Genomic DNA, 19510 nt, shown 5'->3' with positions numbered 1-19510 from the left:
GCAGGCTCCTCGGGCGGCGGTCATGAGCGACGTTCAGATCGCGCTCGGCCTCGCGAAGATGGCTCCGGCCGGCCCCGCGAGCCGGGCGGTCATCGAGCGGCTTCGGGAGCACATCAAGGGCTGCCTGGAGGACGCCGACCGGTTCGTCTTCACCCTGGCGAAGACCACCCATAGGCGCTACGTCGTCTCCGAGACGATCCGCCACGCCCGCGAGATCGCCTCCCGTCCCATCGACTACGGAGACCCAAGCGCGCGGCTTCGCCTGCACGCGAAAGCCGCGGACCACCTCTCCGTGTACGCCCAGGCGTACCGGGCCCGCAAGGCAGCTCGCCTGTGAAGCCACTGCGCGGTGGCATCTGCGAGCCGGTGCGGTCGATCTCAGCCCGATGTAGGTTTCGCGAATTCGTGAGCAGCCTCGAGCGCCGAACCTCCGGTGTCGGCCGTCGTAACCAGTGCTGGCGGCAGAATCCAGCGGCCGATCATGAGCAATCAGGCCCGGACAGCGCGGACTTCACGGTCGGATGCTTCGAAGAAGCCGCAGGTCCCACGATCCATTGCTCACCAACTCGGGGAATTGCTCGGAGGGTGCTCATGATCCCTCGACAGCGCTCACGAGTCCGCGGAACCTACAGGCGGCCGGTCGGACCGGTTGTCCCAGTAGTGGGCCAGCATCTCGCCGGGCCACGCCGGGACGGTGACCGGGCCGCGGGGGCCCATCTGAGGGAAGTACGGGGCCAGGTCAATCACGGGGGTGCCGTCAACAGCGTCGAGGTCAGTGACGTGCAGGTCCAGTCCCTCCGCTCGCAGGAGGCGGGGGAAGGACGTGGCGAGCTGCGCCGGACGCCGGTGGTTTCGGTGGACGAACGTGCCGGTCGCCGGCCAGCGGGGGTTGTTGCGGGGGCTGCGGGCGTGGAGCTCGACGTCGGTGGGCGAGGCCAGGGTGAAGGGCCAGGTGACCTGCAGGTGCGAGAACTCCTCGATCCCTTGGAGGACTTCTTCGTGGAAATCGGCGTTGAGGCGGATGATGGCCTGGGTGCCGCCCTGGTAGTCGTCCAGAGGTGTGGTGTGGCCGCCGATGACGGTGGCGACGGGCGTGTAGGTGAAGGTCTGCTCGGACATGAGGTCCCCCCGGTCCATCTGGCCGGAGCTCAGCTCCGGCAGCTTGGTGCTGTCGTGGCCGGGTCAGACTACGTGGGCGAGGAACTCGCGTGCCCGCTGGTCAAGGGCGGCTGCAGTGCTGCCGCCGCGGCCCTTGACCGGGGAGAGGGAGCGGCGCATCTGGACGACGGTGTCGCGGGTCCGGCCGGAGTGGATGCCGGTCATGGCGTCCAGGGCCCGGGTCCAGGTGTGGCAGGCGTCGTCGAGGTGGCCTTGGCGGACCTGGACGTCGCCGAGGTATCCGAGGGTCACAGCGTGGGTGCGGGCGAAGGGGAGCGCACGGGTGCGGACGCTGCGCTCGAATGCGACCTCGGCGCCCTTGAGGTCACCGAGGTCGCGCAGCGTGGCGGCAGTTTCGTGTGCGAGGGAGGCTTCGCCGAAGAACCAGACGCGGCTGGGCTCGTCGTCTCCGACCTGGGCCCGGCTGAGGTCTCGCTCTGCCTGGAGGAGTGCTGTCGCGGCTTCCTTGCGGCGCCTGTCGGCGGCCAGGGCGCGGGCGTGGACGACTCCGATGAGGGCCTTCTCGCGCCAGCTCGCGTGGGTGTAGCGGTTGTCGGCGAGGGAGGCGGTGGACAGCCGGACGGCCTGGGCGCTCTGGTTGAGGTCTACGGCCTGGTGGGCCATGGCCCGAAGGACGTGGCCGGCGAGCGGGGCGTCCCGGGCCTCTTCGGCGAGTTGTGTGGCGAGGGTGAACCAGTGCAGGGCGACGGGGTGTTCTCCCGCGTCGAAGGCGGTCCATCCGGCGACGTAGGCGAGCTCTCCGGCTGCCGAAGTCATGGAGCGGCGGACCTCTTCCGAGGGGAAGCGTCCGTCGAGGTACTGCGCGACCTCGGTGCGCAGGTAGGCGACGAGTGCGGTGCGGCCGGCCCCGCGGCCGCCGCGTTGCTGGTCGCGGCGGGAGAAGAAGGCGGTCATCTCGCGGACGCTTTCAACGTCCTGCACGGTGACGGTGTGCGCCGCGACAGGTGTGCGGGCTCGCGCGCGGTCGAAGGCCTCGTTCCACCAGTCCATGGTGGGAATTGCCAGGCCTGCGACGGAGTATGCCGAGCCGGTCAGTACGCGCCGACGGTCAATGTCCAAGTCAGTGCTCCCGAGGTCAACCAGGGTCGTCAATGTGTCGGCGCTCCACTGGGGTGGCCGCGGGTCGGGGCCCTCGGTCTCGGCGAGGCCGATATCGGTGAGGGTCACGGTGCGGCCGAGGCCTTGCGAGAGCGTCGCGGCCAAGATAGACGGCGCGCGGCCGCTCGGGCGCGTGCCAGCGATCCATCGGGTGATCGAGGACTGGTTTGTCGCGGCCAGTTCGGTGGCCCCGTTCTCTGCCGCGACGGCACGGAATCTGGCGGCGAGACGCTCCTGGGGCAGGCCCAGCTCGTGGATCGCGGCTTCCAGCCTGAGGTTGCGTGTCCGCCCCACGGCGTGCCCCCATCCTCTAAACGATCTTGCATAACGTGCATTGGGTCCGCGCTATCGACGGGATACCCACCGGGCCGCGAACGCGGTTCTCTCGTGAAGACGATATTCCTCCAACGCCCGCTGGGTGCACGGAAATCGTCGACGCCATCCCCATGGGTGCGCGGCAACTGGCGCTTCTGGTGTGTGGCCGGCGAGGAGAAGCCCCCTGATGAACCATTTGGCGCCGGTGGCGCCTTGCCTTCGTGGACACCACCAGTCGGCCCCGTGCGTGAGGGAGCAGACCGGACGGCTCAAGGAGAACGCGTGATGAGCGAATCCCCTGCCCTGTTGCCCCCGGGCTGTGAACCGGCGGTGGCCTGCTTCGAGGCCGTGTTCCCGGCCACCCAGTCCGCGATTGGGCCCGTGCGGCGCCGGCTGCGCGGATGCCTGGAGCGAGCCGGGTTGGCCCAGATCGCGGACGACGTGGCGTTGGCCGCGAGCGAGCTGATGACCAACGCGGTTGTGCACGGTTGCCATGGCCTTCCGTCGACCTGCGAGGTGACCCTCACAGCGGAGTGGACCGGCAAGCGGCTTCGCGTGGCAGTGGACGACCCCTCCGACGCTCTGCCCGCCGTGCAGGAAGCGTCGGCCTACCGGGCCGGTGGGCGCGGGCTGACGCTGGTGGACGCGCTCAGCCACCGGTGGGGGGTGGAGCCCGGCCCCAACGGGTGCGGGAAGTCCGTCTGGCTGGAGCTCGACCTGTTCGTCGCCGAGGAGCGTGTCGCATGAACCTTCGTACCCTGACCGCCACGCGCCGCGCCCCGGGGCGCAGACCGACTGCCGTGCGTTCAGCGGCTGTCTCGGCCCGGGAGACCTGCGAGCTGCTGTTGGACGAGGACGCTGCGGTGGTGAAGAGCGACCAGGACGTGCGTGATCTGCGCCTGCGCCTGCGGCGCCACCTGAAACGGCTCGGGACCGTGGCGGCCGGCGCCCGCCCGGCCCAGCCCCGCCTGGACCGGCTGGTTGAGACGGCACGCCGCTCCGCCGCCCAGGCGCCTCCGGCCGGTCTCGGTGAGGCCCAGGCCTACCTGCGGCGGCTGGCTGGGGAGGTGAAGGCGGTCCTGGCCGAGATGGGCCGGTGCGGGCTGGTGTGCGTGCACCCGCGGGAATGCCCTCCCGCTCACGCCCCGGACCGGGCCGCCGCCCACATCCGCAAGGACTTCCCCGACATCGGATGCCGCCTGTTGTGCAACGGCTTCCTTTCCTTCGACGACACGGGCGGCCTGGCGCCGGACGGAAGCGTCGATCCGCCCCACAGGACCGGCCAGGCCGTGCCCCGCTGATCCGTCCGATGCAGCCCCTCCCACTCCCCCGCTTTCGTGAAGGACGTCATGGCTACCACCGTCGGCGCACGCCCGCGCCCGCAGTTGAGCGAGACCGCGCAGGTCGTGCTGCTGCAGTGCGCGTTCGGCCGCTACCGCGATGAGGAGGAGCTTCCTGCCGTCGGGGCCGTGGCCGCCGCGTTGCGGATACCGCATCAGGTGGCGGACGAAGCCCTGGATGAGCTCGTCGTGGCCGGTGTCCTGGAACCGCGGTGGCAGGGCCGGCATGTGGTCATCGCGCGCGCCCTGTGGCCGTTCCCGGTGCGTCGGCCCACCCCCGCCGCCGAAGCCGTGGCCCGGCGCATCATCCACGAGGCCACCGCACCCCGGACTCCGGCCGTAAACGAGTTGCCCTCCGACCGGCAGTTGGCCGCCATGTACTGCGTGAACGTGGACGTCGTCCGCGAGGGACTGCGGCTGGCGGCGATGCGGGAGGCCGTCGCGCTCGTTCCCGGCCGCCCGGCCACCGTCATCCGACCGCTGCCCGCGGCTCGCCAGGCCTCGGCCGGAACGGCCGGCCGATGACCACCCTCGCGCGTACACAGCCGGCCGAGGCGCCCACCGTCCCCGTCGCGGCACCCTTCACGGACGCTGCCCCAAGCCAGTCCCTGGACGCCCGGAACCGTCTCGACGACATCCTGCGGGGGTTAGCGGCCGTGCCCGTCCCGGAGGAAGGGGCACGGCGAGCGGACCGGGTCGCCATGCTGCGGGCCCGCCTGGAGCAGCTCGGCGGCTGGCTCATGGCCCTGCCCGCCCACCCCGCCACGTATCAGGTGATCGAGCAGGTGATCCGATGGCAGGACGTCGAGCCCCGCGATCCGGCTCGGCCCGATGAACGGTTCGTCGCAGCCCTCGAAAACGTTGCGGAGCGGGCCGAGCGCCACCTCAACACGAACGCCCTCGGCCTCGCCTACGCCGTGGTCGCGCCCGGCGCAGACGACCGCGCGGTCCTCGCCGTCCTGGAAGACACCGCCCACCGGTTCTGCGGGCAGGCCCCGCTGTGGCGTCACGACCACGAGCCGGCCCCCGGCCACGTACGGCCCGCGCTGCGCTCGGTCCTCGAACTGGCCGAGAGCCGCCGGATCCACGTGCTGGTCATCCCGTCCCTGGAGCACCTGCCCCCCGCCGATCCGCGGTACGAAGACGGCATCTGGACGCTGCCTGGGATCTGGGACCGGCTGCGCGCCCATGGGATCCGCCTGGTGACGGCCGAGCACGGCGCTCCCCTCGCCGATCACGATGTGGAGGAACGGTGCTGACCCGCCACCAGCCGGGGACCGAGGCCAATCCGGCCGCGCCCCCCGGCGCCGACTTCGTCGTCCAACCCGCACGACCCGTCCACATCCCCAGCCTGCGAGCCCACCTGCAGTTCCACCAAGAGGTGTGCCCCGGGGCGGCGCAGTGCCGGGAAGCGGCCGCGCTGGAAGCGCATCTCTCCGCCGGGCTGTCCGGGATGTGGGTGCTGACTCACACGCCCACCGGGGACGTGGTGGGGGCCGCGTGCCTGAGCGTGAGGCTGAGCGGGGATGGCATCGGCGTCCTCCATGTCCATCACCTGCTCGCCGAGCCCACGTGCGCGGACGACCGGCCGCAGGACCTCCTTCTCGCCTGGTGCACGCGCTGGGCCGCGCACCGGCCGGCCCTCGTCCGCGAGGTGCACGTCCACACCCAGTGCCTCCTCGCCCGCCGACTCAAGCCCCATCACTCTTCCTTCGGCAGCACCACGCACACCCACCACGACGGGCGCGTGGTCCGCACCGACTATCACCACCCCAACCTCCACCCCACTCTGCCCGCCATGGTCACCGAACAAGAGCCCTTGACGCTGGAGTCGGTCGTGGAGGTGACCCCGCTCGTCCCCGAGGACAAGGGCGCGCTCGTTCAGTTCCTCGACGAGGCCGACAGCGAGATCCGGGCCGACGACTACCCCGTCGAAGGGGCACCCGGCCGCAGCTGCGGATTCAAGGTGCTGGCCAGCGGGCGTCTCGCCGCGGTCCTCACCGCATGCCTGCGCCCGCCCGCGCGCACCCGCTCCGGTGACCCGGCCACCAGCAGGCAGGAGACGGTCTTGTACCTGGACCGGCTGTTGCTCTGGGATGAGGCCGGCTGCCTGGACGTGCTGATGGAGGTGAGCCGTTGGGCCGCGCGCCTTGCCCGGCATGAGCGGCTGCCGTACGTGCAGGTACGGACAGGCTCCCGTAACCAGGTGGCGCAGCTCACCGATCTCGGCTGGCGCACCCGCGGGATCAAAACCGGTGGCAACGGCATCGTGTGGCTGCTGCGGCTCGACGTCCGCCACAGTGACGCCCCTTCCCGCTCGTCCCGCTCGTCGGGAGCCGCCCGGTGAGCATCATTTTGGCCCCCGCGGCGCTCGACCTCGCGCGGACGGTGTGCCCGGCTGGCACGGAGATTCAGGCACCGCTCATCGAGGGCTCTGCCGTGATCGGCACCCCGGCCTGGCCGTTCATCGCCAGTCGCACCACTGAACAGTCGCTGCCCGGAACCTTGATCGTCCGTCCGGGAGCAGAGGGCCTGGAGCTCGGCTACGAAGACGAATCCGACGAGGGCGAGGGGGAGCAGGACCGGGATCGCGATGGTGCTCTGTGGGCACGGGTGTCCACAGACCTGTCCGGTGCCGGGACAGTCGAGAATGCGATCCCGCACCCCTACCGGCAGCGGGCACTGATGGAGGGGCGCCTGTGCCAGGTCTGTACGGGCGGGCCGGAACGCGACGAGCGCGAGCGCTACCTGTTCGTGGTGCCCGACGGGCCCCCGGACCGGTCTGCCCAGCCGGCGGGCTGGGCAGAGCAGGCGTTGGAGGCGACACCGCCGGTGTGCCTCGCGGACGCGGTGGAGTCGGCGGCCGGCTGTCCCCGTCTGGGGCGCGCCACAGCTCTGTGGGTGCGACGGCCCGTCCTCTACGGAGTGGCTGGCTTCGCCTACCGCCCGCTCGACGGCACCCTGCGCCGCCTCAAGAAACCGGTCTCGTATGAGAACCCGGCCTTGGCCTGGGTCGTAGCTCATCAGATGGTCCTGCGCCTCGAAGAGGTCACCGTCGACTGGGAACTGACCGAGTACCTCCGCTCGCTGCACACAGCCGCCTGGCCGACGACGCACCGCTCCTCCCTGCCGCCGGCCCCGGCTACGGAGCTCTCGGCCACGCGGGCCTCCTGCCCGGTAGCCACCCCTCCGGCCGGGGGCTACCGGCTGGCCTTGAGCGAAGGAGTGCGCTCATGACCGATACACGCACGCTCGCCGCCCGTGGTGCCCGCACCCGGGCGCCAGCCACCTGGCAGGTGCGCTCCTACCTCGCTGCCCGCCGCCCGGGCGGCTTCCTCCTCCCGGTGCCGTCCGCCATCGAGGACAACATCGCTCACCTCTCGTCCAGGACCGGGCTTCCGGCGGACGAGGTGCGCTCGGCCGTGCGGATCCTGGACGAACGCGGTGACCTCGCCCCGGTGGCCGGGCACGGTCTGATGATCCTTCGCGGCCAGATCGCCCACCCGGACGACGAGGGCATCACGGCCCGGATCCGCCAAGGCATCGACGACGGCGACTACGCGCCCGGACAGCCGCTCGCGCTCGCCGTGATCTCGCTGGAGTACGGCGGGTGGGCGGCCCGGCCCCGGCGGGCCTGCCGGCCCCTGATCCGGGAGGGGCTCCTGCACAGCCTGCGCCGCGGCCCCCTCGGCCCCGGCATCTACGTCCGTCCCGTATCCGGCACCGAAGTCCCGCGCCCCGTACAGAACGAGAAGGCCGTACAGCATGGATAGCGCCCTTACCGCGGTGACCGTCAGCCCGCGCCGCAGCGAGCCCGATGAGAGGCCGGAGGCGGTAGAGCAGCTCTGGCCCGACGCCGTCGCCCCGGGCCTCGCGGAACAAGAGCTTGCGGTCTGGACCCTCCTGGCCGGCGCCAGCACGGATGGCTGCGCGCCTGCCGTCGGCCTCGCGGCCGAGGCCAACGCGATCGCCGACACGATCCGTGCCGCCATCACCTATCGCGCCTACACCAGCACCCAGCCCCTGACCGCCCCGCAGATAGCCGACGATCTCGGCGCGCGTGCCGTCCCGGCCGCGGCGGCCCTGGAGCTCCTGCACCGCGAGGAGCTCCTTGCCCGCAGTGGTGACGGCGGCCTGTACTGGGTCCGCGACGCCCGGGACCTGCCGAACCGGGTGCTGGACTGGGCCGTGGAACGGGTCCGCGCGCAGCTCGCCACCAGCCTTCACCCGGGCAGTCCATTCCCTGTGGACCTCATGGAGTCGCTTCTCCACGTCGGCAGTCACTCCGGCCTTCCCGGCCTGCTGCGCCACCAGGGGCTGCTGCGGCGTGAAGGCAGGGCGTGGGTCGTGAGCCGCCAGGCCGGCGAACTCCCCAGCCCACCGCGGGTTCCGCTGCCCCGGCCCCGCGCGATTCCCTTCACCCACTCCGAGATCACCGAGACCGTCGCGGCGCTGCGGCACGACGCCAGCCGCACGCCGATGCCGGCCTACCCGGCCAGCAGGCCGTGGCATCGCACGCAGGCAATGGCCGCCCAGGTCATCGCCTCCCTTCCCCCGGCCACGAACGCGGAGCAGGTGGTTGTCTTCGCGGCGCTGGCGGACCTCGCCACAGCTCTCGCCCCATATGAGCCCGCCGCGCGGCGGTGGCACGTCGCTTCTCTCGCCAGGGCGATCGGAGCCGCTCTCGACAGCGCGGAGGGATCGGACGATCCCGCCGACAGTGTTCCGGTCGTGGTCTCGCCGCCGCCCAGGACCGCACTTCACCCGGACGCTCCCCGCCTCACCCCTCAGGTCAAAGGCAGGGCGCTCTACAACGGGGACCGCAAGAGGGTCGCGACCGCCGTCGCGTACGCGTACACCGAGACGAAGATGCCCGTCGATCAGATCGCCGAGGAGATCGGCATGTCGACGACCACCGTCTACGCCCTCCTGGCCGAATCCCGGGTCCAGCTGCGATACGGCGTATCGGTCACGGCCGCGCGGGGCCAGCGATGAACGGACGAAACGGCATCCCGCCCCTTCCTCACCCGGCAGACCGCCCGCCCGCAGCCGATCGCGCGGGGGACGAGCACGGCGCCCATCTCCTGGCTGTGGCGTCGCCCACCTCGGCGCGCGGAAACCGTGCGGTGACCGTGTACCTGAGCGGGGAGGCTGCGAGCCTGGTCGGCACCGGTGTCCACACCGTGGTCCTGCCGGTCCTCGCCGTCATCTACCTGCACGCCAGCCCCACCCAGGCTGCGCATCTCTACCTGCTGTCCCAGGTCCCGTATCTAGTGTTTGCGCTGCCCGCCGGCGCCATCGTCGACCGCTACCGGGTCAAGGCGGTGCTGATCGCAACGGATCTGGCGGCGGCCGCGCTGGTCGCGTCCGTTCCCGCCGCCGCGGCCTTCCATGTGCTGACGATGCCCGTCCTCTACATCGTTGCCCTCGTCCTGGGGGCCGTCACCGTCCTCCACCAGGCCGCGGCCAGCGTGATCCTCATGCAGCTGTCGGATCCCGGCCTCCTCCACCAGGCCACCGCCCGCCAGGAAGCAGTCCTGGGCGCCGCGTCCGCGATCGGCCTGTACGTGGGTACCGGCATCCTCGCCGTCACCACCGCGGCCCGGGCCCTCGCCGTCGACGCCCTCTCCTACCTCGTATCGGCCTGGTGCACCTCCCTCACCCCCGCCCACCCCACGGCCCCGGCCCGCGCCCGCCGTACGACGCTCCGGACCGAGATCAGGGAAGGGCTCCGCTACGTCCTGCGCGACCCGATCCTGCGGCCCCTGGCCCTGTGCCTGGGCGGGACGGGTGCCGGAGCCGGTGTCATCACGGCGGTCTCCGCCTGGTACCTGCTGACCGTGATCAAGGTCGGGCCCACCGGCCTCGGCGTGATCATGGGCGTGTCCGGCGCCGGATACCTGGCCGGAGCCCTCGCCTCACCCCATCTCACCGGCCGGTACGGGCCCGGCAGGGTCCTGATCGTGAGCATGGCGGTGTACCCGCTGCTGGAGGTACCGCTTCTGGTGGCCCGGCCCGGCGGCTGGTGGCCCGCGGTCCTGGCCGTGGCCGGAGCGTGCCAGCTCGCGGCGGCGGCCTGCGCGACCGCAACCGTCCGGATGGTCCGCCAACTCCGATGCCCTCCCGAACTCCGGGCCCGCACCCAGCAGACCGCGACGTGGCTGGTAGCCGGCAGCCGCCCCCTCGCCGCGCTCGGCGCCAGTGTCCTCGCCGGGACAGCCGGGGTCTGGACCACCCTCCTCACCGGCACCCTCGTCCTCGCCGGCGCCGCGCTCGCCCTGTGGCTCTCCCCAGTCCGCCACCTCAGCCGCCTACCCGACACCGTTCCCCGCCACTCACCGGGATGACGGGAAGAGCCCCATCGCGCACCTCCAGCCCTTCGCCCGCCCGCACCAGCCCAACCAGAGGAAGTTCCCACGTGAGTACCGTCGCCGCCCCCAACGCGCGCCTGAGCCCCGCGCAGAGACCGGTCGCCCAGCACCTGGTCGAAGGACTGTCGAGCGCCGAGACCGCCGAGCAGCTCTGGGTGACCGCCAGCACGGTCACCTCCCACCTCCGCCGCATCCGCGCGAACCTGCACTGCGAGTCGCGCTGCTCGCGCGCAGTCCTCACTCACACGCTGCTCCAGCACGGCCTGGTCAAACCGCCGGCCCTCCCGCCGCTCTTCGAGCCGTTCACCCCGTCCCCGGGGGCGCTCCTGCTGCTGCGGGCCATCGCCGAGCATTCGGCCACCGCGGACATCGCACGGGCCGCGAAGATCGCCCCCAGCTCCCTCAAGGCCCGCACCCGCAAGCTCGTGTACGCGATGCGGGCCAGCGACAGCGCGCACCTCGTCGGGCTCGGCCACACCCTGGGCCTCCTCGGCCCCACACAGCCCGCCGGCACCGTGACGGGCCACCCGGTGAATGCGGCCCGCCCCGTGTCACCCCGGAAGCGGACCCCATGACCACCCCCGACTACGGGGCCGCCCCCCTCAACGACGACACGCTGCGCCGACCGTCCGCCAGCCGGATCGCCCACCTGCTCGTCGGCGGCCACCGCGACGCCTACGACGCCGACACCGACCTCAAAGATCAGCTCCTGACAGCGTTCGACGGACTCGAGGCGGCCGCGCGGATCGGCCGTGTCCATCGGACCCTGACTGCCCGCTACTTCGCCCGGCTCGGATTCCGGCAGTTCCTCGACCTGGGTTGCGGCTACCCCTCCCCTGACAGCCGCAACCCGGACATCCACCGCCTCGTCCACCCACGCCACCCTGGCGTCCCCGTCGTCTACGTCGAGGCCGACCGCCTCGCCTTCTCCCACGCGCGGGCCCTGGCCTTCGGGGCGGAAGGCGTGCACCACGTCCTCGCTGACCTCCGAAACCTGCCCGACCTCCTCGACGATCTCGGCGAGATCACCCGCGGCGCACTGCGCCGGGACATGCCCGTCGTGGTCTTCGCCCACGACGTCCTGACGTGGGTCCCCGACCAGGTCCTCGACCCGGCCCTCGCCGCGTTGAGGGCATGGCTCCCCACGGGCAGCGCCCTGTCGATCACCCATCCCACCAGCGACTTCGGGCAGCAGGAGGTGATGTCCCAGCTCACGTCCCTGTACGAAGCAGCAGACATCACCTACCTGCCGCGCCCGTACCTCGCGGTGGCCGGGATGTTCGGTGGCTGGATTCAGCAGGGGCCGGGGATCCAGGCGGTGGCCCGCTGGCATACAGATCACCCCGACCACGCTGGCCCTGAGCAGGCGTCGGCCGCGTACGCGGGGATCGCCATCAAGCCGGCCGGGAGGCTGCCGTGAGCACAGGATCTACTGGTTTGGAATCGCTGAAGGTGATGCGGGCCGCCCGGCGCCGAGACCTGAGGCCACCGTCCGGACCGCCGGTGCCGGCGGCGCGAACCGGTGCGGGTGTCGGGTTCACCCCGGCCGGGGTGGAGCTCCTCGGCCTGCTCGGTGAGGGGCGGACGGTTGCGGATGCTGCCGGATTCCTCGGTATTCGCCAGCAGGAGGCCTCGGCTCTCCTGAGGTCGGTGTACGCGAGGGCCTTCGGCGTGCACATGGGCACGGGCTACTCCTCTGTGCGCGTCCAGCTCCCGAAGCTCCTCGACTACGCGTACTCCAGCGGCTTGCTGACCCCCGCCCCGGTGCCGCCGACAGACCTGGGTGATTTGCCGCGGCGGATCCTGCAGCTGGTCGTGGACGGCGTGTCCTCCGGGGACCTCCCTGACCGCCTGAAGCGCAGTCCCGCGGACGTCGCTGCCGGGACGCGCCGCCTGCGCATCGCGGCCGGCCTGGCCCCGAACGAAGCCTGGAACAAGATCGTCGGCTGGGCCTACGGGAGCGGCCACCTGACGCCACCCACCGGTGAGACCGTGAATACCCTCCCCAACCTGGTCTCCCTCGAACTGGACCCGGGAGCCACCTCATGACCACGACCCCACTCCGTGCCAAGGCGCCGGGTCGACAGCTCACGACGCCGGCCCCGGGATCCGGCGGCACACCGGCACGGCGCGCGCCCGGAGCGGGAGTCGCCTCGTTCTCCCCAGGGGCCCTCTGGCTGGCCGAGCAGGCCGGCTACCCCCAGCCGAACTGGAGCTGCAACCCGTGGGCCCGCGGACCTCTCGCCGACATCCCGCTCGGCCGCGCACTGGCCGTCGTCCGCGTCCCCACGGCGGCTGCGGCGACGGCTGCGGAATTGCTCCGGGACTGGGAGGTGCCGCCCTCTCCGGTCCTTGACGCCGGGCACGTCTGGATCTTCCTTGTCCACCCCGGCATGCGGGACGGCCGAGACATCCCGGGCGGAGCCCTGCTCACGGGCGCTGCACAGGAGATCCTGCGGTGTCCCGAGCCCGGTCAGGCGGGAGTCCCGCCGCGGACCTGGGCTGTGCCACCGGACGGCTCCGGCGTGCTTCTGGACCCGTGGACGCTCGCCGATGCACTGCGCACCTCCTGAACGCCCCGATCGCCGGAGCGCCGGTCACGAAGAGGGCTTCGCGAAGGCCACCTTGGCGTGGTGGCATGACGATGCCCGGCTCCGGCACGAGATTCATCCGCCTGCCCAGCCGCGCCCTGACCGTGTGGCACGCGGCCACGGTGCTGTTCACCGCTGCCGCGGCCCTGGTCCGCCTGCCTGCCCGCTGGGCGCGGACCGGCTACCAGCTCGCGGACCGCGGGCACACCGAAGCAGCGAACGAACACCCCACGAGCAGCCTTGCGGCGCTGGGGACATCAGGGAGGACGACATGACGCACCCAGAGGAGCCACGGGAGTCACGGGCCCGGACCGTCGTGCCGCTCCTGTACCACCTGCTGGACGCTCCAGAGCTCAACTGTGCTTCACCGAACAAGCTTCGGGTCCTCTGGCCGATCATGGCCGAAAACGCCGCGAAAGCATTACAAGAGCCGCGACTCGCCAGGGTCCGGCCTTCCACGGCTACCTACAAACGGTGGCTGGCCGGCACCCACATCCCCCGCGGAGAACTGCGCACCATCCTCGAGGCCTATTTCGGCAAGAAGGTCGAGGCCCTCTTCCGGCTCGTCCCCGTACGCGACATCGTCCGCCCCCGCACGCTGGACCGAAGGACGCGCACCGCGGTACGGACCCTGGACTACACCTGGCCCACGTCCCGGCACGTCCCCGGCGAACCGGACGCCGGAATCTTCGGCAGCTGGGAGCTTGCCGGCGGACGGAACTTCGACGGCACCTCGATCGGCGTGCAGATCTATGAAGCTGAGCCCCGCGGCGACGTCATGGAGATCAGCTCCGCAGACCTCCCCCACCTGGAGACCTTCGTCCGCTCCTCGCGCAGGGGCGTGATTCTGGCCTCCCCCGGTGCCGCCGGCGGGTCCGGCCTGTACGTGATTGACGCCGCGCTCGCCCGCCAGAACCTCTTCGTGGGCCAGGACCCGCGTGTACCGCTCGCCTACCAGCTGGACGACCTGGTCTACGCGATCATCTGGGCGCTGTACGTCGTGGACGACGGTCTGCTGGCGGATGACAATCCGCTCTCCGACCGTGCCGAGCAGCTTCGGCACTACGTCAGGATCAGCAACTCGGCGCCGCCGCGATCCGAGATGCCCGACCTCTCCCCCATCGGCGCCGCGTGGCTGGGCTCCAGTCTCTGCGCCCAGTACATCGTCCGCCATCTCGGTGACCTTCCCGAGGTGCCGGCGTTCTGGACCCGCGAAGCCACCGGGGAGGAATGCGCACCATGGTTGCTGTTCAGGCACAAACACGACTACTTGCAGAACGTCGCCGATCGCTTCGCGGGACCAGGAAGCCCACTTGGTCGCGCGTTTTGCGTCCCAGAGTCCGTCGTTCGATCAAGCGAGATTTATGAGCGAATTCTTCTGTTCCTCACGATTGCCATGATGGAGATGTACGGGGTCAAGGTGTGGCTGAGCACGGAGCAGGAGTACCAAGAGGTTGAGGGGTTCGTCCTGGCACGCAACCAGGCCATCCTGGCGAACTGGGTACGCGAAGAATCCGTCTGGCGGGTCGCCACTACCAGCGCGCGACGGGAGGTGGCTCCCTACCAGGAGGTGATCGGCCACGCGCGGGCCCACAGCCTGGTCGACGGGCCGACGCCGGCGGCACGGCTGCAGGCCCTGGCCGACTACCTCGGCCTGGACTGGACCTGGTTGACCGGCCGCTGCCAGGGCCTCGCCGAGGAAGGGCTCACCAGCATGCTGCGTCCCCGCAGCCGCCTTCTCACCCTCAAGGCACTCGACCAGACCCTGCGGTTCATCGGCAGGCTGGGCAGCCCAAATGGCGGCCGATAAGCTCAACTCACCCTGCTCCAGCCGCGATCCGAGGAATGTGCGTTGACGAAGCCAAGTTCCCCTCCTCCCACTGTGCTCGTGATCAGCCTCGGCGGCACCATCACGATGACCCCCACCACCGCGGAGGGCGCGGCGCAGCCCACGCTGAGCGCGCAGGACCTGGCCGCTGCCGTGCCGCAACTGGCCGGCACCGGCATCGTCGTCAAGACGCAGTCGTTCACGACCAAACCGGGCGCGTCCCTGACGTTCGACGAGATCGAGGAGCTCGCCGGCCAGCTGCGGGCCATGGACGGTCAGCGCACTTTCGACGGCTTCGTCGTGGCCCAGGGGACCGACACCTTGGAGGAGACGTCATACCTGCTGAGCCTGCTGTACGCGGGCGAGACGCCTCTGATCATCACGGGCGCGATGCGCGCCCCCTACCTGGCCGGAGCCGACGGACCGGCCAACCTGCTCGCCTCCGTCACCGTCGCGGCGAGCCCCCTGGCCCGCGGCCTGGGCGTCCTGGTCGTCTTCAATGACCAGATCTTCGACGCCGCGAGGGTCCGCAAGACTCACAGCACCAGCACGAACGCGTTCACCGCACCCGACACCGGCCCCCTGGGCACCGTGGCCGAAGGCCGCCTGCGGCTCCTTGCGATCCCCGCGCACAAACCCCTCCCCCTCTCCGCGGCGATGACCCGCCCGGCCCGCGTCGGCGTATACCCCGCGTCCCTCGGCGACGACGGCATGCTGCTGGCGCTGCTCCTTGAGCAGGTCGACGGCATGGTCATCGCCGGCTTCGGAGTCGGTCACGTGCCCGCGCCCTGGGTTCCCCTCCTCCAGGAGGCCGCTCAGCGGATCCCGATCGTCCTCGCCTCCCGCACCGGTGGCGGCACCACCCTCACGCACACGTACGGATTCGACGGCTCGGAAAAGGACCTGTTGGAGCGGGGTCTGATCGGGGCCGGGCACCTGGACCCGCACAAAGCCCGCCATCTGCTGACAGTCCTGCTGCGCAGCGGCGCCCACCGCGACACGATCCTCGCCACTTTCGCACCCGCCGGGACGACCGTGGAGGGGCGTGGCTGATGCGGCACACGGAACTGACGATGGGGCGCAACTTCGCGCTGGCCTTCGATGACGGCGACGACTTCGTCGCGGAGCTGACCGGTTTCTGCGCGGAGATGGGGATCCGGCAGGCGATCATCCCGATGTTCCTCGGCGGGTTCCGGCAGGTGAGCCTGGTGGGGACGAACGGCCCGCTGGAAGACCCGGAAGCTCCTGTATGGGACGAGACGGTCCTGCACACGGTGGAAGCGGTCGGCTCCGCCACGCTCGCCTGGAGCCCGGAGAACGACGCTCTCGCCCCGCACATCCATGTCGCGGTCGGACGCAAGGACCTCGCGGCTTCGGGGAATGTGTCTCATCTGCTGCGGGCGGAGGTGCAGTTCATCCAGGAGATGTTCCTTCAGGAGGTTCTCTCCCCCCGGATGCTGCGACCGCTGTGCGGACCACACGCCGTCCCGACCCTGGCCTTCGCCCCACACCCCAAGGCCGAGATCCTGTGACCCCGGCCGGCTCCACCCCCAGCTCGGCGCGACAGCCTCCGCGCCGGTTCCCGCCTCCCCTCCGTGAGCCGGCCAGTACCGTCTCGTCGTCATCCCGCCCTTGGCAGTGAGGAGGGGAAAGCCCACTCGTCGACCACCAGCCGAGGACGGCATGATCGCCGAGTTGCAGCGCCGAGGCCTGTCAGTCCAAACCACCTGGAACGGGCTCCCCGCCGTCACCGGCAGGGTCAGCCTCGCCCGGCCCGCGCGCCCCACCCTCGTCACCGCCGTCCAGCGCTGCCACCGCGGATGCACCGTCCACTCCGGGCGACGCGTGGTCTGCGACTGCGAGCACAGACGCGCCGTGGGCACCCGCATCATCCGTGCCGCGCGAACAGCCGCCTGACCTCCAGAACCCACCAGGAACGGGACCATGAAGACCTGCGACAACACCTCGGTCGGCATCGTCATCACCGATCACCAGGGCCGCTACCTGATGTTCGACCGCGCCACCTTCCCACCCGGCACGGCACCCGCCGCCGGCCACATCGACGACCACGGGACCGCCGAGGACGCCGCCTACGCCGAAGTCGAGGAAGAACTCGGCCTCACCGTCACCGGCCTCACCCACGTCACCGGATGCTGGCGGGACAACCGATGCCGCCGCCTGCCCGGCGCACGCGGCACCGGCCACGACTGGACCATCTACCAGGCCACCGTCACCGGCGATCTCATCCCGAGCGCCCGCGAGACGAAGAACGTCCGCTGGATCGCTCCCGACGCTCTACAGGAGTTGGCAGACCGGACGGTCGCCTACGCCCAGGAACACATCACAGACGCCGAGTTCGAGGCTGCGCCCGGCATCGAGCCGGTGTGGATGCAGTGGCTCGCCAACATCGCCGCGATCCACATCAGCCCCGACGACCTACTTCGAGTGGACCAGCTCGCCAGATGATCGCCGCCCCGTCCGCCTGACCCACCACCGCCGCCCCCACCCTCTGGGCGCGGCGGCCGCGCTCCTCCCAGGACCAGGCGCACGGCCACGTCCCCGTCTGCCACGACGACCTCGTCCAGGAGGCCCGGATCGCCCTCTGGCAGGCGTACGACCGCTACCTGCCCGGCAGAGGGAGCCCTCCCTTGCTGGCTCGCCCGGCACGCCACCTGGCACACGACCGAGCCACCCTCTCCCGCCGCTGGACCGGCATCCCACCCGCCGTGGCGACAACATCGGGCACCAACGACCGCGAGATCGCTGGTGGTGGCGCTCCGTCAATGGGGTCTTTGGATTGCGCGTCCCTCGTTCGGTGGGATCTGCCAGGCGCACCCGCTACATGCAGTGCGACCAGCCCGCGCGTACGTCCGAGCTGCTGAACCAGGGCGACGACGTCCTCGTCAGCGCCCTTCGGGTCCGAGTACCACAGCCTCGTCCAGTACGACGTGCTGGCCGGCGACCACGTTCCGCGGCTGCCTGGTTGTGGCAGTACCCGAGCCGGCCCGGCACCACCACCAGCGCACGCAGGAGGACCGGCCGAAAAGGCCGACACCGCGGCCCGCCGCCACGCGAAGCGGTTGTTCGAGGCGGTCTACGCGGTGACCGATGCCGGCCCTTCGTGGCGAGGGTGACCGGTTCGGCATCGCTCAGGCGGGGCGTAAGGCCGGCCGGCGGGCGCCACGGCGCCAGGTCGAGATGCTCGTCGCATAGGGTGCTGGCGCGAGCGCGTCCACCGACGTTCACCATAAGACGATCTTGGACGCCTTCGTTCTCGTCTCCGCAGGCTCCCCTCGGGCCGCACCACCAGGAGGATTCCAGTGTCATCCCCGCAACTGATCACCCCCGAGGAGAAGCTCGCCGATGCGAAGAAGCAGCTGAACTTCCCGGGTATCGTCGCGATCTGCGGCTCCACCCGTTTCATGGCCGAGATGAACGAGGCCGATCTGCGGGAGACAAAAGCCGGAAGGATCGTCGTCAAGCCGGGTTGCGACCTGAAGTCCCCGCATGAGCTTTGGTCCGATCCCGTCGAGGCCGAGGCGCTGAAAGTTCGACTCGACGAGCTGCACCGGTCGAAGATCCTGCTCGCTGATGACGTGCTCGTAGTCGGCGACTACATCGGAGACAGCACCCGAGCCGAAATCGCCTACGCCCGGTCGCTCGGCAAGCCCGTGCGGTTCACGCACCCCGAAGTCGACCCCGACGCCTGAGCGTCCACCCCCGCACCCTCCGCAGGCACCCCTTGAACTTGATCACCTAGTGCATGGCATGGTGGTGAAAGCGAGCTCAAGGAGCGGCGGAACGCATCGCGGCCGCTATGGCAACGGCGAGAGGTTGCCGGTGGTTCATCAGGTAGAAGTGGTCGCCCTCGTACCTCTCGAGTCCGCGGAAATGCGTCGTGAACGCTCGCCAGGAGAGCAGACGGTCCTCACCGATCAGCCTGTCGCTGCGGCCCCCGAACACCGAGAGTGGAACGGGCAGCGGCTCGGGGTTGCGGGGAGGAGCCCAGGTGTCCACGAGTTTGAAGTCGCTACGGAACACCGGGGCGAACTCGCGCCAGACGGTGTCGTCGTCGAGGAGCTGCGGTGGGCTGCCGCCCACGCTCCGCAGCCAGCCGCGCAGTTCGTCGTCCGACATCAGGTGAGGGCGGCCGGCAGCTTCAGCCTCACCTCGCGGGGCGCCGTAGGCGGAGATACCCAGCCAGCTGGGGAGCGGGTCCCCCTCGTGGTGAAGTCGGCGGGCGAGCTGGTAGGCGATGAGTGCGCCCATGCTGTGGCCGAAGAACCCGAAGGGCCGGTCAAGCAGTGGAGCGATGGCGGTGTGGAAGTAGTCGACCAGCCGATCGCAGTCGTCGATCAGCGGCAGTGTCTGCAGCCGGCCTCGGCCGGGGGCTTCCAGGAGACAGAGTTCCCAGTCCTGCGGGAAATGCTCCGCCCAGCCCCGGTAGAGCAGGTGTGAGCCGCCGGCGTGGTGGAACATGAACAGGCGCGCCACCGGGTCGCTCAGCGGCCTCGGGCGGATGACCGGGCCGGCAGACGTCTCGCCGACGAGCTTCGGGACGACGAAGGCGTGCAGCTCAGCGAGGGTCTTGGCACCGCTGATGACCACGGTGTTCTCCGGGACGTCGAACGCGTTCTCCACGCGGGTTGAGAGCTCGAGCATCAGCAGCGAGTCGATCTCGAGCTCGTCGGTGAAGCGTGCCTCGTCGGTGACCTCCCCGGGTTCGATCTCCAGTACGCCGGCTATCAGAGCGCGGAGCTCCTCGATGGTCACGGGCGCAGCGGTCAT

General features: G+C 70.8%; 23 protein-coding genes and 1 pseudogene. 21 read left to right on the top strand and 3 right to left on the bottom strand.

Translation table 11 applies throughout. The annotated features are described in order from the left end of the window. The first annotated feature begins 22 nt into the window (after positions 1-22). A complete protein-coding gene (locus ACODT5_RS02720; RefSeq protein WP_422517541.1) occupies positions 23-337 on the top strand; it encodes a hypothetical protein in 315 nt (104 codons plus the stop codon). A gap of 272 nt (positions 338-609) precedes the next feature. On the opposite strand, the gene ACODT5_RS02715 is transcribed toward ACODT5_RS02720, so the two are convergent. Together ACODT5_RS02715 and ACODT5_RS02710 are read right to left on the bottom strand one after the other, a co-directional pair. Then, on the bottom strand, positions 610-1119 hold the full coding sequence (locus tag ACODT5_RS02715) for a TrmO family methyltransferase domain-containing protein (protein ID WP_422517540.1): 510 nt from the start codon (positions 1117-1119) through the stop codon (positions 610-612). 63 nt (positions 1120-1182) lie between these two features. Continuing rightward, positions 1183-2571 (bottom strand): NsdA family TPR-like regulatory protein, encoded by a 1389-nt coding sequence (locus ACODT5_RS02710; RefSeq protein ID WP_422517539.1) that lies wholly within the window; start codon positions 2569-2571, stop codon positions 1183-1185. 306 nt (positions 2572-2877) lie between these two features. Between ACODT5_RS02710 and ACODT5_RS02705 the strand changes: the two genes are divergently transcribed. From ACODT5_RS02705 to ACODT5_RS02610, 20 genes and pseudogenes are all read left to right on the top strand, one after another. Further along, a complete protein-coding gene (locus ACODT5_RS02705) occupies positions 2878-3339 on the top strand; it encodes an ATP-binding protein (protein WP_422517538.1) in 462 nt (153 codons plus the stop codon). After that, the gene (locus ACODT5_RS02700) at positions 3336-3893 is read left to right on the top strand and encodes a DUF5999 family protein (RefSeq protein WP_422517537.1); all 558 of its coding nucleotides are present in this window, start codon (positions 3336-3338) and stop codon (positions 3891-3893) included. Before ACODT5_RS02705 ends, ACODT5_RS02700 begins: the two co-directional genes overlap by 4 nt. Positions 3894-3941: 48 nt before the next feature. Next, on the top strand, positions 3942-4457 hold the full coding sequence (locus ACODT5_RS02695; RefSeq protein WP_422517536.1) for a hypothetical protein: 516 nt from the start codon (positions 3942-3944) through the stop codon (positions 4455-4457). Next, positions 4454-5191, top strand: coding sequence for a hypothetical protein (locus tag ACODT5_RS02690; protein WP_422517535.1), 738 nt, complete (start codon positions 4454-4456; stop codon positions 5189-5191). Before ACODT5_RS02695 ends, ACODT5_RS02690 begins: the two co-directional genes overlap by 4 nt. After that, positions 5185-6279: a hypothetical protein gene (locus ACODT5_RS02685; RefSeq protein ID WP_422517534.1), complete on the top strand. Its 1095-nt coding sequence runs from the start codon at positions 5185-5187 to the stop codon at positions 6277-6279. The genes ACODT5_RS02690 and ACODT5_RS02685 overlap by 7 nt, the downstream gene beginning before the upstream one ends. Continuing rightward, positions 6276-7169 carry a hypothetical protein gene (locus ACODT5_RS02680; RefSeq protein ID WP_422517533.1) on the top strand — a complete coding sequence of 298 codons (894 nt, stop codon included), beginning with the start codon at positions 6276-6278 and terminating at the stop codon, positions 7167-7169. The genes ACODT5_RS02685 and ACODT5_RS02680 overlap by 4 nt, the downstream gene beginning before the upstream one ends. Then, entirely contained in the window at positions 7166-7705 is a 540-nt protein-coding gene (locus tag ACODT5_RS02675) for a hypothetical protein (protein ID WP_422517532.1), read from the top strand. Before ACODT5_RS02680 ends, ACODT5_RS02675 begins: the two co-directional genes overlap by 4 nt. Next, positions 7698-8927, top strand: a complete 1230-nt coding sequence (locus tag ACODT5_RS02670) for a hypothetical protein (RefSeq protein WP_422517531.1) — start codon at positions 7698-7700, stop codon at positions 8925-8927. The genes ACODT5_RS02675 and ACODT5_RS02670 overlap by 8 nt, the downstream gene beginning before the upstream one ends. 131 nt (positions 8928-9058) lie before the next feature. Beyond that, positions 9059-10279 carry an MFS transporter gene (locus tag ACODT5_RS02665; RefSeq protein ID WP_422517530.1) on the top strand — a complete coding sequence of 407 codons (1221 nt, stop codon included), beginning with the start codon at positions 9059-9061 and terminating at the stop codon, positions 10277-10279. 71 nt (positions 10280-10350) lie between these two features. Further along, positions 10351-10878 carry a helix-turn-helix domain-containing protein gene (locus ACODT5_RS02660; RefSeq protein ID WP_422517529.1) on the top strand — a complete coding sequence of 176 codons (528 nt, stop codon included), beginning with the start codon at positions 10351-10353 and terminating at the stop codon, positions 10876-10878. After that, positions 10875-11723, top strand: coding sequence for an SAM-dependent methyltransferase (locus ACODT5_RS02655; RefSeq protein WP_422517528.1), 849 nt, complete (start codon positions 10875-10877; stop codon positions 11721-11723). The genes ACODT5_RS02660 and ACODT5_RS02655 overlap by 4 nt, the downstream gene beginning before the upstream one ends. Positions 11724-11740: 17 nt before the next feature. Then, positions 11741-12352 carry a hypothetical protein gene (locus tag ACODT5_RS02650; RefSeq protein ID WP_422517527.1) on the top strand — a complete coding sequence of 204 codons (612 nt, stop codon included), beginning with the start codon at positions 11741-11743 and terminating at the stop codon, positions 12350-12352. Continuing rightward, positions 12349-12876, top strand: coding sequence for a hypothetical protein (locus tag ACODT5_RS02645; protein WP_422517526.1), 528 nt, complete (start codon positions 12349-12351; stop codon positions 12874-12876). Before ACODT5_RS02650 ends, ACODT5_RS02645 begins: the two co-directional genes overlap by 4 nt. 65 nt (positions 12877-12941) lie before the next feature. Beyond that, a complete protein-coding gene (locus tag ACODT5_RS02640) occupies positions 12942-13169 on the top strand; it encodes a hypothetical protein (RefSeq protein ID WP_422517525.1) in 228 nt (75 codons plus the stop codon). Beyond that, positions 13166-14704 (top strand): hypothetical protein, encoded by a 1539-nt coding sequence (locus ACODT5_RS02635; protein WP_422517524.1) that lies wholly within the window; start codon positions 13166-13168, stop codon positions 14702-14704. The genes ACODT5_RS02640 and ACODT5_RS02635 overlap by 4 nt, the downstream gene beginning before the upstream one ends. Before the next feature lie 72 nt (positions 14705-14776). Continuing rightward, on the top strand, positions 14777-15775 hold the full coding sequence (locus tag ACODT5_RS02630; protein ID WP_422517523.1) for an asparaginase: 999 nt from the start codon (positions 14777-14779) through the stop codon (positions 15773-15775). Beyond that, on the top strand, positions 15775-16254 hold the full coding sequence (locus tag ACODT5_RS02625; RefSeq protein WP_422517522.1) for a PPC domain-containing DNA-binding protein: 480 nt from the start codon (positions 15775-15777) through the stop codon (positions 16252-16254). The genes ACODT5_RS02630 and ACODT5_RS02625 overlap by 1 nt, the downstream gene beginning before the upstream one ends. Before the next feature lie 412 nt (positions 16255-16666). Further along, complete coding sequence (locus ACODT5_RS02620; RefSeq protein WP_422517521.1) at positions 16667-17188, top strand: NUDIX hydrolase; 522 nt, start codon at positions 16667-16669, stop codon at positions 17186-17188. A 113-nt stretch (positions 17189-17301) separates the two neighbouring features. Next, positions 17302-17604 (top strand): annotated as a pseudogene (locus tag ACODT5_RS02615) (hypothetical protein); the annotation flags it as partial. A 438-nt stretch (positions 17605-18042) separates the two neighbouring features. Continuing rightward, complete coding sequence (locus tag ACODT5_RS02610; protein WP_422517520.1) at positions 18043-18432, top strand: hypothetical protein; 390 nt, start codon at positions 18043-18045, stop codon at positions 18430-18432. A gap of 76 nt (positions 18433-18508) precedes the next feature. Here the strand turns inward: ACODT5_RS02610 and ACODT5_RS02605 are convergent, their stop codons facing one another. Continuing rightward, complete coding sequence (locus tag ACODT5_RS02605; protein WP_422517519.1) at positions 18509-19510, bottom strand: alpha/beta fold hydrolase; 1002 nt, start codon at positions 19508-19510, stop codon at positions 18509-18511.

This window comes from Streptomyces tatrensis, from assembly GCF_049310065.1.
Classification (GTDB): domain Bacteria; phylum Actinomycetota; class Actinomycetes; order Streptomycetales; family Streptomycetaceae; genus Streptomyces.
Note: the sequence above shows the minus strand (reverse complement) of the source record. Positions and strands in the feature narration are given on the sequence as shown.

Coding starts and splice junctions, on each gene's coding strand:
- ACODT5_RS02720 (WP_422517541.1), top strand. CDS start 23: ATGAGCGACGTTCAGATCGCGCTCGGCCTCGCGAAGATGGCTCCGGCC.
- ACODT5_RS02715 (WP_422517540.1), bottom strand. CDS start 1,119: ATGTCCGAGCAGACCTTCACCTACACGCCCGTCGCCACCGTCATCGGC.
- ACODT5_RS02705 (WP_422517538.1), top strand. CDS start 2,878: ATGAGCGAATCCCCTGCCCTGTTGCCCCCGGGCTGTGAACCGGCGGTG.
- ACODT5_RS02700 (WP_422517537.1), top strand. CDS start 3,336: ATGAACCTTCGTACCCTGACCGCCACGCGCCGCGCCCCGGGGCGCAGA.
- ACODT5_RS02695 (WP_422517536.1), top strand. CDS start 3,942: ATGGCTACCACCGTCGGCGCACGCCCGCGCCCGCAGTTGAGCGAGACC.
- ACODT5_RS02690 (WP_422517535.1), top strand. CDS start 4,454: ATGACCACCCTCGCGCGTACACAGCCGGCCGAGGCGCCCACCGTCCCC.
- ACODT5_RS02675 (WP_422517532.1), top strand. CDS start 7,166: ATGACCGATACACGCACGCTCGCCGCCCGTGGTGCCCGCACCCGGGCG.
- ACODT5_RS02670 (WP_422517531.1), top strand. CDS start 7,698: ATGGATAGCGCCCTTACCGCGGTGACCGTCAGCCCGCGCCGCAGCGAG.
- ACODT5_RS02655 (WP_422517528.1), top strand. CDS start 10,875: ATGACCACCCCCGACTACGGGGCCGCCCCCCTCAACGACGACACGCTG.
- ACODT5_RS02645 (WP_422517526.1), top strand. CDS start 12,349: ATGACCACGACCCCACTCCGTGCCAAGGCGCCGGGTCGACAGCTCACG.
- ACODT5_RS02640 (WP_422517525.1), top strand. CDS start 12,942: ATGACGATGCCCGGCTCCGGCACGAGATTCATCCGCCTGCCCAGCCGC.
- ACODT5_RS02635 (WP_422517524.1), top strand. CDS start 13,166: ATGACGCACCCAGAGGAGCCACGGGAGTCACGGGCCCGGACCGTCGTG.
- ACODT5_RS02625 (WP_422517522.1), top strand. CDS start 15,775: ATGCGGCACACGGAACTGACGATGGGGCGCAACTTCGCGCTGGCCTTC.
- ACODT5_RS02620 (WP_422517521.1), top strand. CDS start 16,667: ATGAAGACCTGCGACAACACCTCGGTCGGCATCGTCATCACCGATCAC.
- ACODT5_RS02605 (WP_422517519.1), bottom strand. CDS start 19,510: ATGACCGCTGCGCCCGTGACCATCGAGGAGCTCCGCGCTCTGATAGCC.